General features: G+C 70.0%; 11 protein-coding genes. 3 read left to right on the top strand and 8 right to left on the bottom strand.

Going from position 1 to position 12,992, the window contains the following annotated elements; genetic code table 11:
• Positions 1 to 154: 154 nt before the first annotated feature.
• From eno to WC969_09705, 7 genes are all read right to left on the bottom strand, one after another.
• Entirely contained in the window at positions 155 to 1,465 is a 1,311-nt protein-coding gene (eno, locus tag WC969_09735) for a phosphopyruvate hydratase (protein ID MFA6030123.1), read from the bottom strand.
• Between the two features lie 91 nt (positions 1,466 to 1,556).
• Positions 1,557 to 4,430 carry a hypothetical protein gene (locus WC969_09730; GenBank protein ID MFA6030122.1) on the bottom strand — a complete coding sequence of 958 codons (2,874 nt, stop codon included), beginning with the start codon at positions 4,428 to 4,430 and terminating at the stop codon, positions 1,557 to 1,559.
• Complete coding sequence (locus tag WC969_09725; protein MFA6030121.1) at positions 4,427 to 6,766, bottom strand: hypothetical protein; 2,340 nt, start codon at positions 6,764 to 6,766, stop codon at positions 4,427 to 4,429. Before WC969_09725 ends, WC969_09730 begins: the two co-directional genes overlap by 4 nt.
• Positions 6,767 to 6,968: 202 nt before the next feature.
• Positions 6,969 to 7,877 (bottom strand): phosphatidylglycerol lysyltransferase domain-containing protein, encoded by a 909-nt coding sequence (locus WC969_09720; protein ID MFA6030120.1) that lies wholly within the window; start codon positions 7,875 to 7,877, stop codon positions 6,969 to 6,971.
• Positions 7,874 to 8,233 carry a GNAT family N-acetyltransferase gene (locus tag WC969_09715; GenBank protein ID MFA6030119.1) on the bottom strand — a complete coding sequence of 120 codons (360 nt, stop codon included), beginning with the start codon at positions 8,231 to 8,233 and terminating at the stop codon, positions 7,874 to 7,876. Before WC969_09715 ends, WC969_09720 begins: the two co-directional genes overlap by 4 nt.
• A gap of 182 nt (positions 8,234 to 8,415) precedes the next feature.
• A complete protein-coding gene (locus WC969_09710; protein ID MFA6030118.1) occupies positions 8,416 to 9,198 on the bottom strand; it encodes an ABC transporter permease in 783 nt (260 codons plus the stop codon).
• The gene (locus WC969_09705; protein MFA6030117.1) at positions 9,195 to 9,938 is read right to left on the bottom strand and encodes an ATP-binding cassette domain-containing protein; all 744 of its coding nucleotides are present in this window, start codon (positions 9,936 to 9,938) and stop codon (positions 9,195 to 9,197) included. Before WC969_09705 ends, WC969_09710 begins: the two co-directional genes overlap by 4 nt.
• Positions 9,939 to 10,021: 83 nt before the next feature.
• On the opposite strand from WC969_09705, the gene WC969_09700 reads away from it, so the two are divergent.
• The 3 genes from WC969_09700 to WC969_09690 are packed head-to-tail and all read left to right on the top strand — an operon-like array spanning position 10,022 to position 10,868.
• Positions 10,022 to 10,486 carry a hypothetical protein gene (locus tag WC969_09700; protein ID MFA6030116.1) on the top strand — a complete coding sequence of 155 codons (465 nt, stop codon included), beginning with the start codon at positions 10,022 to 10,024 and terminating at the stop codon, positions 10,484 to 10,486.
• On the top strand, positions 10,483 to 10,635 hold the full coding sequence (locus tag WC969_09695; protein ID MFA6030115.1) for a hypothetical protein: 153 nt from the start codon (positions 10,483 to 10,485) through the stop codon (positions 10,633 to 10,635). The genes WC969_09700 and WC969_09695 overlap by 4 nt, the downstream gene beginning before the upstream one ends.
• Positions 10,632 to 10,868, top strand: a complete 237-nt coding sequence (locus WC969_09690) for a hypothetical protein (GenBank protein ID MFA6030114.1) — start codon at positions 10,632 to 10,634, stop codon at positions 10,866 to 10,868. Before WC969_09695 ends, WC969_09690 begins: the two co-directional genes overlap by 4 nt.
• 225 nt (positions 10,869 to 11,093) lie before the next feature.
• Here WC969_09690 and WC969_09685 read toward each other — a convergent pair whose 3' ends face one another.
• Positions 11,094 to 12,989 (bottom strand): hypothetical protein, encoded by a 1,896-nt coding sequence (locus tag WC969_09685; protein ID MFA6030113.1) that lies wholly within the window; start codon positions 12,987 to 12,989, stop codon positions 11,094 to 11,096.
• Between the last annotated feature and the right edge of the window lie 3 nt (positions 12,990 to 12,992).

Here is a 12,992-nt window from a genome sequence, read left to right as displayed (position 1 = left end):
TAACCTTATCAAGGGCGCTCGGCACCGCCCTCGAATGGGGAGGTGGGGGAGATGCGGCGCACGATTCGGGGAGAACGAGAGCCCATCGATAGGCGCAAAGAAGGGGCCCTCCGACGATGGTCGGAGGGCCCCTTGTCCAGACAGGCCTTGGAACTTATGCGGCCACAGCGGCAGCTTTCGGCGACTGGGCGCAGGCGAAGGGTGAGGAGAATTCCGCGGCCTTTCCGAGCTCCGCCTCGATCTCGAGGAGGCGATTGAACTTGCAGATGCGCTCGCTGCGGCAGGCGGAGCCGGTCTTGATCTGCCCGCCGTGCATGGCGACCGAGAAGTCCGCCATGAAGGCGTCCTCGGTCTCGCCCGAACGGTGGGAGATGACGTAGCTCCAGCCCGCCTTGCGGCAGAGCTCGATGGTCTCGACGGTCTCGGTCACGGTGCCGATCTGGTTGAGCTTGATGAGCACGGCGTTGGCGGCCTTCTCCGCGATGCCGCGGCGGACGAACTTGGAGTTCGTCACGAAGAGGTCGTCGCCGACGATCTGGACCTTCGAGCCGAGGCCGGCGGTCATCTCGGTGAAGCCCTTCCAGTCGTTCTCGTTGAGGCCGTCCTCGATGGAGAGGATCGGGTACTTGGCGCACCAGGACTTCCACATCGCGTTCATCTGTGCCGTGGTCTTCTTCCCCTGCCCGGACTTGGCGAGGTTGTAGGCGCCGTCCTCGAAGAAGGAGCTGGCGGCCGGGTCGAGCGCGATGACGATGTCCTTGCCGGGCTTGTAGCCGGCCGCGGCGATGGCCTCGAGGATGACGTCGAGCGCCTCTTCGTTGCTCTTGAGGTCCGGCGCGAAGCCGCCCTCGTCGCCCACGCCGACGGCGTAGCCCTTCTTCTTGAGGATGCCCTTGAGGGCGTGGAAGGTCTCCGCGCCGTAGCGCAGGGCCTCCGCGAAGCAGGGGGCGCCGACGGGCATGACCATGAACTCCTGGAGGTCGACGGAGTTCTCGGCGTGCTTGCCGCCGTTGAGGATGTTCATCATCGGCACCGGCAGGCGCTTGGCGCAGGCCCCGCCCAGGTAGGCGTAGAGGGGGACCTTCGCGGTCTCGGAGGCGGCGCGGGCGACGGCCATGGAGACGCCGAGGAGCGCGTTGGCGCCGAGCTTGGCCTTCGTCGGGGTGCCGTCGAGCTCGATCATCAGGCGGTCGATCTGCGCCTGCTGGAAGGGGTCGAGCCCGAGGAGCTTCGGGGCGATGAGCTTGTTGACGTTGGCGACGGCTTTGAGCGTGCCCTTCCCGCCGTAGCGCTTCTTGTCGCCGTCGCGCAGCTCGACGGCCTCGTTCTCTCCGGTCGAGGCGCCCGAGGGCACCGAGGCGGAGACGCGGACGCCGTTGTCGAGGCCGACGAAGACGCGGACGGTGGGGTTGCCGCGGGAATCGAGGATCTCCATCGCGGACACGCTCGTGATCTTGCTCATCAAAACCTCCAGGGGGGGTGTTGCGTCGGGGTTATTCTAGCGAATTCCGCCGCATCGGCAAAGGACCGATGCGGCGGACGCTCCGAGTCTTCTCTCAGCGGGCGGCGCTGTCGACGGGATGCTCGCCGGCGATGCGGACCCCCGAGGGGACCCCGGCCGCCGGGACCGGCAGGATCCTCATCGAGACGCCCGGGACGCCGGAACCCGTCTGCAGACCGGTCTTGCGGTCGAAGGCGACCGGCTTGCCGCCGGCGCCGTGCTCGGCGTAGACCCTCGTCCGCGTGACCTTCGCCACTCGGACCGGCTCATAGCTCGAGTAGCCGACGCCCTGGACCTCGATCATCGCGGGGGCGTCGGCTTTGAGCTCCCAGGCCGGCGCCGGAGGCGCTTCCGCCTTCTTCTCGGCGGGCGGCGCGTTGTGCTTGCGGATGCGGTTCATCACGTTCTTGAGGAACTTCGCGAACGCGAGGCGCCCCCAGTCGGTGATGGCCGGCACGTAGGTCGCGGTCGGGAAGATGAACGCGACATCCAGCTTGGAGACCTTCTCCGGGGTCCCGCCGACGCCGTAGGGCAGGGGCAGTTCGGGCCATGCGGAGCGGGGCAGGGCGTCGTAGAGGAGGACCTGGGTGTCCTTCGTGAGGTTCTGCAGCGTGGGCGTCTGGCCGGTCTTGAAGTCCACGACGCGCAGCTCGAGGCCTTCCGGGGTCCGCCGCGCCAGGACGAGGTCGAAGACGTAGCGCAGGACGTCCCGGTAGTAGAGCATCCCGCCGCGGCTCTTCTTCGCCCGGCCGAGGACCGCGAAGTTCGGGAGCTCGGTCCCCACGACGATGGGATACTGCGCGAGCTGGTCCGCCAGCTGCGCGTGCATGTTCCGCAGCCGGGTCTTCGTCACCTGCAGGTAGTCCGCCATCGAGCTGCCGGGCTCGTCGAGGATGTTGCCGACGCGCTCGCGGTCCTCGTGCTGCCAGGTCTTCACCGCCCGCTCGACGACGGCCTCGGCCGGCGGGAGGGCTCCGGTGTTGCGGTAGATCCACACCGCCCAGTTGAAGGACGAGTGGATCACGTGGCCCATCAGCATGTACACGTTCCCGCGGGAGCCGCCGGAGTCCTTGTAGCCCTGCAGGAAGGCGGAGATCTTCGACGCCGAGGCGGCGAGGTCTCCCGGCACGTTCTGACGGTAGTCCCCCAGCATCGCGGCCAGGGACGTCTCGATGAGCGCGGCCCCTTCCAGGGCCGGGGCGTGCTCCGAGGGCTGAACGGCGCCCCGCGTCGCGGCCAGGAGCTCCGCGTCGCGGCTGACGACGAGGAGGTCGCTCGCGTTGACGTAGGTCCCCTCGCTCTCCCGCAGGGCGTCGAGGACCTCCGGGACGGCTCCCGCAAGCGAGCGCGGGCGCAGGACCAGCGTCGTCTTCCCCTCGCGCTCGGAGTACGCGAACGACCAGGCGCCGGCGTCGACGCCGAGCCGGCCGAGCGCCGCGCGGAGGTCCCTCGTGAAGTCGGCGGCGAGGGCGCCCGCGCGCAGGGCGAAGGAGGACTCCTTGCCGTGCAGGCTCAGGACCGAGGCGCCGAGCCGGCGCGCCGCGAGCTCGAGGAGGTCGAGTTCCGAGACGGAGAAGCGGCGCAGCGGCAGCTCCTGCGGGAACGCTCCTTTGAGGGTGCTCAGGGTGCTCCCGTCGTCGCTGAGGCTCAGGAGCTTATAGGTGACGAGGTCGTCGCGCTGTCGCGGCGTGAGAGCGCCCGTCAGGAGCTCCTTCACCGAGCCGGGGCCCTCCTGGGGGCGCTCGGAGACGAGGACGAAGTAGACGCCCGCCTTCATCAGCTTGCCGATGTCCTCGATGAGGTCGTAGGAGAGCGGAGCGGAGAGGAGGCGCAGGTCGAGGAAAACGACCTTGGGGAGTACGCGGGGCAGGGAGGAGAGGGACGCCGGGATCTCGAGCGGGGCGCGCAGGCGCGGAGTCAGGACGGGCTCGTCGCGGTTCTCGGGAAGGAGCTTCGCTTCCTGATAGGACATGAAGCGCAGGACGCGGACCTTGTCGGAGGAACTCAGCGCGCGGGGGGCGCCGCGCTTGCCGAAGCGCTGGTAGGCGGTGAGGTCCTCGAGGAGCTTCGCGCGCAGCTTCGCGGCCGTCCACTTCATGCGCCCCTTCTCGTTGAGCTCCTCGAGCATCGCCGCGGGATAGACGCCCTGGAAGTCCTCGCGCGCGAGCTTCCCGATCTCCACCGTCCGCGCGTCCATGACGCGGGTGGCGAACATCGTCTTTCCGCCCGTCATGATGCGCAGGATGCTGCCCGGCACGAAGCGCTCCCAGTACCATTGCGAGCCGGAGCCGTTGACGAGGCGGATGGAAGCGGTGAGCTCGGAGTCGGTCAGCGCTTTCTTCGCGTCGCGGCTGAAGCGCAGGTCGAAGGTCTCCGCGGGCTGCTCCGCGAACTCGGCGGGGAGCTCCGCGCTCCCGGCGGGCCGGGCGGACGCGCCGTCGAACAGGGCCGCCCCGTCGGCGGCGGGGTCGAGCAGGGTGAGCGTCTCCCCCGCACTTTGAGGCGCTTCCCCCTCGGAGGGGAGGCCGGGGTCGGAGGCGCCCGCGGAGGTCGCCGGCGCGGGACTCTCGGCGGACGAAGCCGCCGCGGCTTTCCGCTTCCCGCGGCGCGAGGCCGGCTTCGCGGCCGCGGCGGCCGGGACCGGCGAGACCGCCGCTTCGATGCGCGGCGGCGCCTTCGCGGCGTCGGCGCTCTGCGCCGGCTGGACGGCGGGCAGGACCCCGGCCGCGGGCAGTAGGCCCAGGTCCGGCGCGGGGTTCTCGAGGATCGTGCCCGGCACGAGCGGAGCCGTCAACGGGACCGCGGCCGAGACTCCGGCCGCGGGGAGGACGGTCCCGGCGACCGGGACCGGCGTCGGCGCGACGAACGCCGCCGACCCCGGCTGTGCGAGGAGCGCGAGGACGAGCGCGAGCGCGACGGGGCGCGTCATTTCGCCTCCGCGTCCGGGGCGGGCTCGACGGCGTCCGCCGGCAGCGGCGTCGCCTGCTCCGCGGCCAGGTCCTCCGCGGTGGCCCGCTCCTCCTGCTCTTCGTAATGCTTCTGGTAGGCGGAGTCCGCCTCCATGCGCTCGATCGCCGCGGTCAGGCGCCGGACGATGGGCCCCTGGCTCTCCCGCCCTTCCTCGATGGTGAGGAATTCCTTCGGGTCGAACTCCCAGGTCCGGTGGCTCGAACGATACTCGAACTGCACTCGGAGCTTGCCCAGCAGGGGGCCGTCCGCCGCGCCGTGATGCCAGAGGCCGTCGGCGCCCTTGCGGCCGTGTCCCTTGAGGATGGCCAGCGCGAGGATCTCGGCGTAGGCCTCCTCTCCGTCGTCGGGCGTCTCCTTGCCGCTGCGGTAGGCGTAGGCGGTGAGGATGCGGCCCTCGTCGCTGTCGCGCCGCATGAGGCGGGGGATGCGCGTGTGGATGCGGTAGAGCTTCTTCGTGGAGGGGGACGAGAACTCCAGCGTGATGAGGCTCTTGCGGTCCGTCGAGAGGCTCACGAGGTTGTCGCGGATGTCGCGAGCGGCGGTGCCGTAGGCGGCGAATTCGCGCAGCCAGTAGTTCGTCAGGAAGCTCGTGGCGTAGTCGAGGTAGCCGCGGTTCGACTTCCAGCCCGCGGTCTTGAGCAGCGCGGCCATCGACTTCGAGACCGGCACGCCGTTCTCGAGGGGCCGCTTCCACATGTCGGCGAGCCGCGCCTGGACCTGGGCGAGGGACGCCAGGCGGTCCTGTCCGCGCCAGACGTTCTCGTAGATCTCGTTCATCAGCTGGTAGATGATCCCGCCGACGAACATGGTGAACTTCTGGTGCTGGCCCCGTCCTTCCGCGTCCGAGGCCACCCGCGCTCCGCCGCCCGAGGACGGGCGGTAGGCGCTGTGGGAGGGCTCCCAGTACTCGAGGTAGCCGCGCAGCTTGCCGAGCTTGAGCGAGACGGCGTCGAGCTGGCGGTCGCCGAGGACCGCGCCGAGGGTCTGCTCGACGTCCGCGCCCGAGCGCACGACCTGGATCTCGCTTCCCGTCGGGAAGGAGGAGGTGAACTTCGGGGAATTCATCGAGTCGGTGAGGATGAGGAGCTTCTCGGGATGCTCGCCGAGCTTCTCGTCCGGGAACTGCGCCGCGAGGGCCTGGAAGACCCGCGGGAGGGAGAAGCGCAGGGGCATCGAATGCGTGATCACTGCGCGGGGATCGCTCGGATGCGCGGCGACCTGATAGGGCAGGCCCGCGGCCTTGAGCGAGGCGTTGTACTTCTTAAGGAGCGCCTCGCGCAGCGGCGCGACCTTCTCCTCCGGCACCGAGGCCGGCAGCGAGACGACGTAGGAGAGGAGCTGCCCGTCGGACACCTGGCGGCTTTCCGCGAGGGCTTCCTTGAGGTGGAGGGGCTTGGCGAGGGAGGCCGTGATGCCGTGGAGGACGGAGTCTTCCTCGGCGCTGAAGCCCGAGAGATCCGCGATCCGGGGCGCGTCGGGGGGGAGGATCGGCTTGGGGTCCGCGGCGCGGCCGTGCAGGGCGACCTTCCCGCCGTTGTAGCTGACGACGATGACGGGGTTCTCGCGCCCGGCCTTCATGCGGCCGAGGAGGATCTCCTCGGCGGAATCGGGACCTTTCTGGGGGCGCCAGGTGAGGAAGACGACGTGCGCGCCGGCGTCGACGATCTTCTGCAGATACGCGACGACCGCGTCGGGCGCCGGTCCGGTGAACACGTCCTGGAGGAAGACGACGCGCGGATAGAGCGTCGAGAGCCGGGCGCGGGGCGCCGGGTCCGAGGGCAGGTCGGCCGAGACCGCCGTGCCGAGGTCCTGCGCCGCTCCGCCCTCGACGGCCCCGTCGAAGACCTCCGCGGAGAGGCGGGCGTCGACGCCCGGCTTCCCGTCCTGCGGCAGGGCCGTGAACGCCGCGGCCGCCTGCATCGCGGGGAGCACGCCGTCCTTGACGGTCGCGGCGGGGACGAAGGCCGCCCGGAAGGCGTCGGGCAGGTGCAGCGTCGCCGCCCGCACGATCGTCTCGAGGCGGGCGGAGGGCGCCTTCGCCGCGACGTTCAGCGCGCCGGGCTGGAGGGGGAGGACCGGCGGCGTCAGCGCCGGCAGACCCATCCCTAAGGAAGGGGAAAAGGGGTCGATCCTGAGCGTCGAGGCGGCCGCGGAGGCGTTCAGTCCGGCGAGCGGCACCGCTCCGATGGACGCCGGAGCCGTGACGTTCTGCGCGAAAACGGTTTGAGAGAAGATGATACAGGACGACACGAGAACGGCGGTATCCAGACGGATGCTGCGCAGGCATGAACGCATGGTGCGACCCCCTCGGCGTTAGGATCGTGCGGCTTGTGGAGGGTACAAAGGCCGGGGGGGAGGGAGATGGGCCCAATGTCCTGACGCGCTTTCAGGCTTTGGGCCTAATGCGACAGGGGGACCATGGTCTTCGGCGCGGGGAGGCGCTCGACGAGTGAACGGCCCGCGGCCGTCGAGCGTCGAAGCGCGTCGGCCGCGTCGGTCACTTCGGGACGAGCAGGAAGGACTTCACCCGGAAGGCGGGGTGATAGGAGCGCTTGGCCTTCTCGAGCCCCGGGTCTCCGAGGTCGCACTCCTTGTCGACGAACTCCATCCCGGGGAAGAGGAGGCGCGCGCACTCGCGGTCGAGGAACTGGTAGAGGCCCTTCACCTCGTCGGACGCCTTCTCGAAGACCAGCACCCCGGTGTCGGCGGTGAGCGGGGCGGAGACCCCGAAGCCGCGCACGCGGCCGTCGATCGCGACGAGGACGCCGCGCAGGCCGAGCGCGTCCCAGTGTTCGAAGGCCTGGCGGATGGAGCGGTCCTCGCACTCGAGCACCGCGTTCCAGCCCTTCTCGGGGCTCTCCGAGCGCCAATCCCTGAGCACCTCGGCGCAGCGTCCCGCGTTCAGCGCGGTGACTTCCTCGACCTTCACGCCGCCTTTCTCCATGTATTCGCGTTCGAACTGGCGCACGAGGTTGCGCTTCTTGGCGTAGGGCCGGCCGGCGAGCTCCGCGAGGTCCTCGCGGCGGTAGACGTAATCCGCGTACTCCGGCTGCTCGACGAGGTTGAAGTGGGACTCGACTTCCTCCCGGGTCCAGAGGTCCACGTAGCTCTGCGGCACATAACGGACCTCCGGGAAGCCGAGCGCGAGCGCCCGCTCGCGCAGCAGGCGCGGGGAGCGCTCCGGCTCGGGGCAGAGCGGGAGCAGGAGGTGGCGCTTCTTCGGGTCCTCGAGCGAGGCCTCGGCGAGGATGAGGGAGCCGCCCTCCTCCGCGTAGAGCGAGTCGTAGAGGCAGCCGCTCCACGCCGCGAGGGAGGGCAGCGCGTAGGTCGAGAGCGCGGGGACCCCGCGCACGAAGTAGGGGCGCAGGGCGGGCGCGTCGGCCGGCGTCATCTTCTTGAGGTTCATCGTTCCTTGAGCATCGGGTCGGCGTCCTTCATCCGGCGGAAGCCGAGCTTCTCGTAGAAGGGGCGCGAGCGGTCGGCGGCGATGAGGCCGACCCAGCGCAGGCCGTCGGAGCGCAGGCGGCGCTCGAGGCGGCGCACGAGCGCGGAGGCGATCCCGCGGCCGCGCCGTTCGGGCGTCACGAAGACGTCCTGGATGTAGGCGTCGTTCGCGCGGTCGCTCAGGGCGCGGCCCATCCCGACGAGACGGCCGCTCTCGACGGCGAGCATGTAGCAGTGGCTGCCCGCGACGATCCGGCGCAGCAGGGCGGGCGTGTCGCCCCGCTTCCACCATCCCGCGGCCTTATAGAGAACGACCAATTCCGCGAGGCGTGAGGATGAGAGACGTTTGACGAAGAGGTAGTGGATGACAGAGGCGGCGACCTTCCGGCCCTCCCTCCCCTGCGGGGGAGGGCCGGGAGGGGGGAAATGTCGGTTTGAGGGAGTTCTCCCTCTCCCCTGCCCCTTCCCCGAGGGGAAGGGAGTTAAGGAAGGGTTGGTCTTCACTTGATCAACCTTCTCTTCATTCGCCACATAGCATACCCGCACACCAGCGGCGTCAGGACCAGCAGGTAGAGCGCGCTGGAGAGGAGTCCGGCGTTCAGAAGGCCCGTCGTCGACGCGCGCATGAGGTCGGCGACGTGGGTGAGCGGGAGAAGGCGCGAGAGGGCGCGCAGCCAGAGCGGCATGCCGTCGAGGGGGAAGAAAGTCCCGCTGAAGAGGAACATCGGGTTGATGAAGAGGAAGGTGGGCAGGTTCAGGTTGTCGATGTAGGGGGAGACGGCGGCGAAGAGGAGCCCGAAGCCGGCGAACATCAGCCCGGAGACGAGGGCCACGGGGAGCACGAGGAGGGCGTGGGGCCACGCCGTCAGGCCGAAGCAGGCGGAGACGACGAGGACCGCGAGGCCGCCGAAGACCCCCTTCGTCGCGCCCCAGAGCAGTTCGCCGGCGAGGATGTCCTCGATGAGCAGCGGGGTGCAGAGCGTCGCCTCGAAGGTCTTCTGATAGCGCATGCGCACGAAGGAGCCGTACATGCACTCGAAGATGGCGTGGAACATCGTGCCCACGGCGATCATCCCGGGGGCGAGGTAGGTCAGGTACTCGAAGGAGCGTCCCTGATACTGGATGTGCTGGACGTAGACGCCGAGACCGAAGCCGAAGGCGAAGATGTAGAGCAGGGGCTCGATGAGCGGGGGGAGGACGTTCGTCTTCCAGGTGAGGCGGCTGACGTCGTAGTTGCGGCGCCAGACATGGAGGCAGCGGCGGCTGACGAGTCCCGGGTTCATTCGCGCAGCGCCTTCCCCGTGAGCTTGAGGAAGACGTCCTCCAGCGTGCCGATCCCTCCGACGTGCTTGGAGATGAGCCCGCAGGGGTCGCCGGCCTCGAGGACCCGTCCGGCGTCGATGATGATGAGGCGGTCGCAGAGGAGCGCGGCCTCCTCCATGTAGTGCGTCGTGAGGAGGATGCTCGAGCCCGCGGCCTTCATCGCCCGGACCTCGTCCCAGATCTGGTGCTTGGACTGGGGGTCGAGCCCGGTGGTCGGCTCGTCGAGGACCACGAGCTCGGGGCGGTTGACGAGGGTCCGGGCGACGAGGAGGCGCCGGCGCAGGCCGCCGGAGAGGTCGTCGACGCAGGCGTCGGCCTTGTCCTCGAGGCGGAAGCGCGCGATGAGCTCCTTCGCGCGCGCGAGCGCCTCTCCCTGGGGGATGTCGAAGTAGCGCGCGTAGACGGTGAGGTTCTGCGTGAGCGTGAAGTCGGTGTCGAGGTTGCTCTCCTGCGGGCAGACCCCGAGCCGCGCCTTGATCTCGCGCGGATGCGACCGCGCGTCGAGGCCGAAGATGCGCAGGTCCCCGCCGCTGAGGGGGAGCGTGCAGGTGAGCATCCCGACCGTGCTCGTCTTGCCGGCGCCGTTGGGGCCGAGGAGGCCGAAGCACTCTCCGGGGCGGATCTCGAAGTCGATGCCGGCCACGGCGGTGAAGTCGCCGTAGCGCTTGACGAGTCCCTGGGCCGAGACGATGGGTTCCATCGAGGGGCCCCTATCATATCAACTTCTTCCGTGGTCTTTTCCGCTTGACTCCGCGTGCTTGAAAACATATATACTTGGTATATATGATGATAGAGAAGGTCGCGGGAGCGCTCGATGCGAAGGGGGTCGAGTTCGCCGTCGTCGGCGGCTACGCCGTCGCCCTGCACGGGGCGCTGCGCGGCACGCTGGACCTGGACCTCCTCCTGCGCTTGCGCCGCAAGGACTTCGAGGACGCGGAAGCCGCGCTCGCGGGCATCGGGTTCCTCCCCCGGCTGCCCGCGAGCGCGGCCGAAGTCCTCGCCTTCCGCGAGGAGCTCGTGCGGCGGCGGGGCGTACACTCCTGGGGCTTCCACCGTCCCGACGAGCCCGGCGCCCTCGTCGACATCGTGCTGACCGACGACCTCGCCGGCAAGCGGGTGCGGCGGCTGCGGGCGGGACGGCTCAGCCTCCCGATCGTGGAGAAGGACGAACTCATCCGGATGAAAGAAGCGGCCGGCCGTCCTCAGGACCTCGAGGACGTCCGCGCGCTCAGAGGGATACGAGCATGAGCATCATGGACGCCTGGATGGACGACAAGAAGAGGATGACGGAGGAGGACGCGGGCTCGGCCGCCTTGCGTCGGGCCGCCAGCGAAGAGCGCCGCCGCGTGCGGCCCGCCGCGGTCCCCACCTCCTTCGGGCGCGTGACCCGCGGGTGAGCGGGCTCCACGTCTTCACCGCGGAGTACCTCGCGCGCTCGCGCAGGATGAGCGCGGAGAGCGTGCTCCGCTATCTCGAGGACTACCGCCGCCTGCACGGCGGGGCCCATCCGAGCCGGCTCATCAGCATGAAGGTCCCCGAGCCGCTGCTCTCCGCGTTCAAGGAGAAGGCCGGCCTCCACGGGGTGCCGTACCAGTCGCAGATCAAAGCCCTCATGAGAGAGTGGCTTTAAACGTGTATCCAGGTGCCTGCTACCGAGGCACACTTTTAAATGATGTATAGGGGGCAAAGATGAGGCAATGCGAGGCCGTGACTCAGCCGTCCACCTACGCCGCGCCGCATCGCTGCCTGAAAAGGCACGGGCTCATCCGGGTGGGAGAACAGACCTTGTGCGCGCATCACCGCCAGGTCGCGGGCTTCCGGGGCCCCGACGACGCGGCTAGAGGCCGTTGAGCCCTCAGTAACGCACGCTGTAGAGGTAGCTGGCCTTCGGGAAGCGCGCGAGCCGCTCGCGGACCTCGCGCATGCGTACCTTCGCCGCGTCGGGGCCCGTGACGAAGCGCCCGACGAGGTCCCTCGCTTCCGCCGCGTTCCCGGCGGCCTTCAGCCGTCCGACCTTCGCGAGCAGGGTCTCCACCGCCGCCGGCATCTTCTCGTAGACGATCCTGAAGCGCGAGACCCCGTCGGCGCCGGGGCTCCAGACGAGCGCGCCGGCCTCCTGGAAGCTCCCGATCTGGATCGCGGCGAGCTGGGCGTAGGGCTTGGCGGAACCGGTCGGCGTGAACATCCCTTCCTGGACGTGCCCGAAGGCCCAGAGCAGCTCTTCCGTATAGATCTCGCGCAGGCGCCGCTCGTCGATGAGCCCTCTGGCCCGCAGGAAGTCCGCGTACCAGAGCGCCGCGGTCTCGGCCTTGAGCTCTTCGAGCACGGCCTCCAGCTCCCCGCCGAAGACCTCGGCGGGGGTCTTCCCGTCGATGCGTGCGTTCGAGTCCGGCCCGAGGTTGTGGGAGGCCTCATGGAGGATGGTGTCGAGGAGCTCGGGTTCACGGTCGTCGCTGAGGATCGCGAGGGTCGCTTCGTCGACGAGCTCCGCGCCCTTCTCCCTGCGGATGCGCCGGGAATCCGCGTCGGTCCCGATGTTCGTCATGACGACCGTCCGACGCCGCCCTTCCGAGGCCACCGTCCCCCAGTTGGGCAGGGACTGCCCGAGGATGGCGCCCAGCGCGGTGCGGGAGTCTCCCGCGTTGAGGACGACCTCGATGAACTCCGGCAGGGCGAAGCCGGCCTTGCGGGCTTTGTACGGCGGGCCGACGAGCTTCGCGAGCGCGTCCTCGAGCTCCTGTCGCAGGGGCAGGAGCCGCTCGCGCCAGGAGAGCGAGGAGGCGTCGATGCGCGCGAAGGAGAGGTGGAAGCCGGCCTTCTCCTGGCAGGCCTCGAACTCCGTCTCGTCGGGGGCGACGCGCAGGTACCAACGGCTGTTGCGTCCGTCCATGCGCGACCAGGCCTCGTCGGCGCCGGCCCAGTCGTCGGCCTCGAAGCCGCGGGCCGCCGCCAGCAGGTAGGCGGAGAGCGCGGCCTCGCCGCGGCCCTGGGTGCGGGCGGCGGCGCGCAGCTCCGCGGCGAGCGCGCGCATCGTCGGACCGTAGGCCGCGGTGAGGGGGAGGGAGACGAGCTTCCCGTCCTTTCGCCGGACCACCTTGAAGGGGTCGAGCAGGACTTTGGCGTCGGGCCGCGCCCGCAGCTCCGTGCAGAGGGCGGGGCCCTCGCTCAGGTCGGAGGGGTAGGCGTCGGAGCGATGCGGCGGGAAGCCGGGCAGGGCGCTGCAGAAGGGGTCGTGCTCGGTCTCCGGGGCCTCGCACCAGGGGCCGTGGGCGCGCTCGAAGAGGGCGCGGCTTTCGGGGTCCGTCGGGAGGGACGCCCGCAGCGCATGGGAGCCCTTCTGGCGCTCGTAGAGCTCGTCGACGAGCCGGGCGGCGGCGGCCATGCGTTCGACGAGGGCGCGGTCTTCCCTCGAGGCGTCGCGGAAGTCGGATGAAAGGAGCACGGGGCGCCCTTGCGCGAGTTCCGCGCGCACGGCCTCGCGGCGGCGCGCTTCGACGAGTCCGGCGTACGCCTCCTGGAAGGCGGGGGTGAAGCGTCCCTCCGCGACCCAGCGCTCGAGGCCGATCCCGGAGCCCACCGGGGCGAGGTCCCCGGGACGCACGGCGGCGGTGTCGGTCGTGACGCCCGTCCAGAAGAGGGGGAGCCCCGCGTTCGCCGCCAGGCGGTTGAAGTCGGAGCGGGAGAGCTCGGGTGCCGCCCGGAGCGGGAGCGCAGCGAAAAGGAGAAGGGCGGCGAGGGTCGATGTCTTCATGGG

It is taken from the genome of Elusimicrobiota bacterium, assembly GCA_041660925.1.
In the GTDB taxonomy this organism is placed as follows: Bacteria; Elusimicrobiota; Elusimicrobia; order UBA1565; family UBA1565; genus JBAZUV01.
The sequence above is the reverse complement of the archived record's forward strand: the minus strand, read 5'-3'. Positions and strand labels throughout refer to the sequence as shown.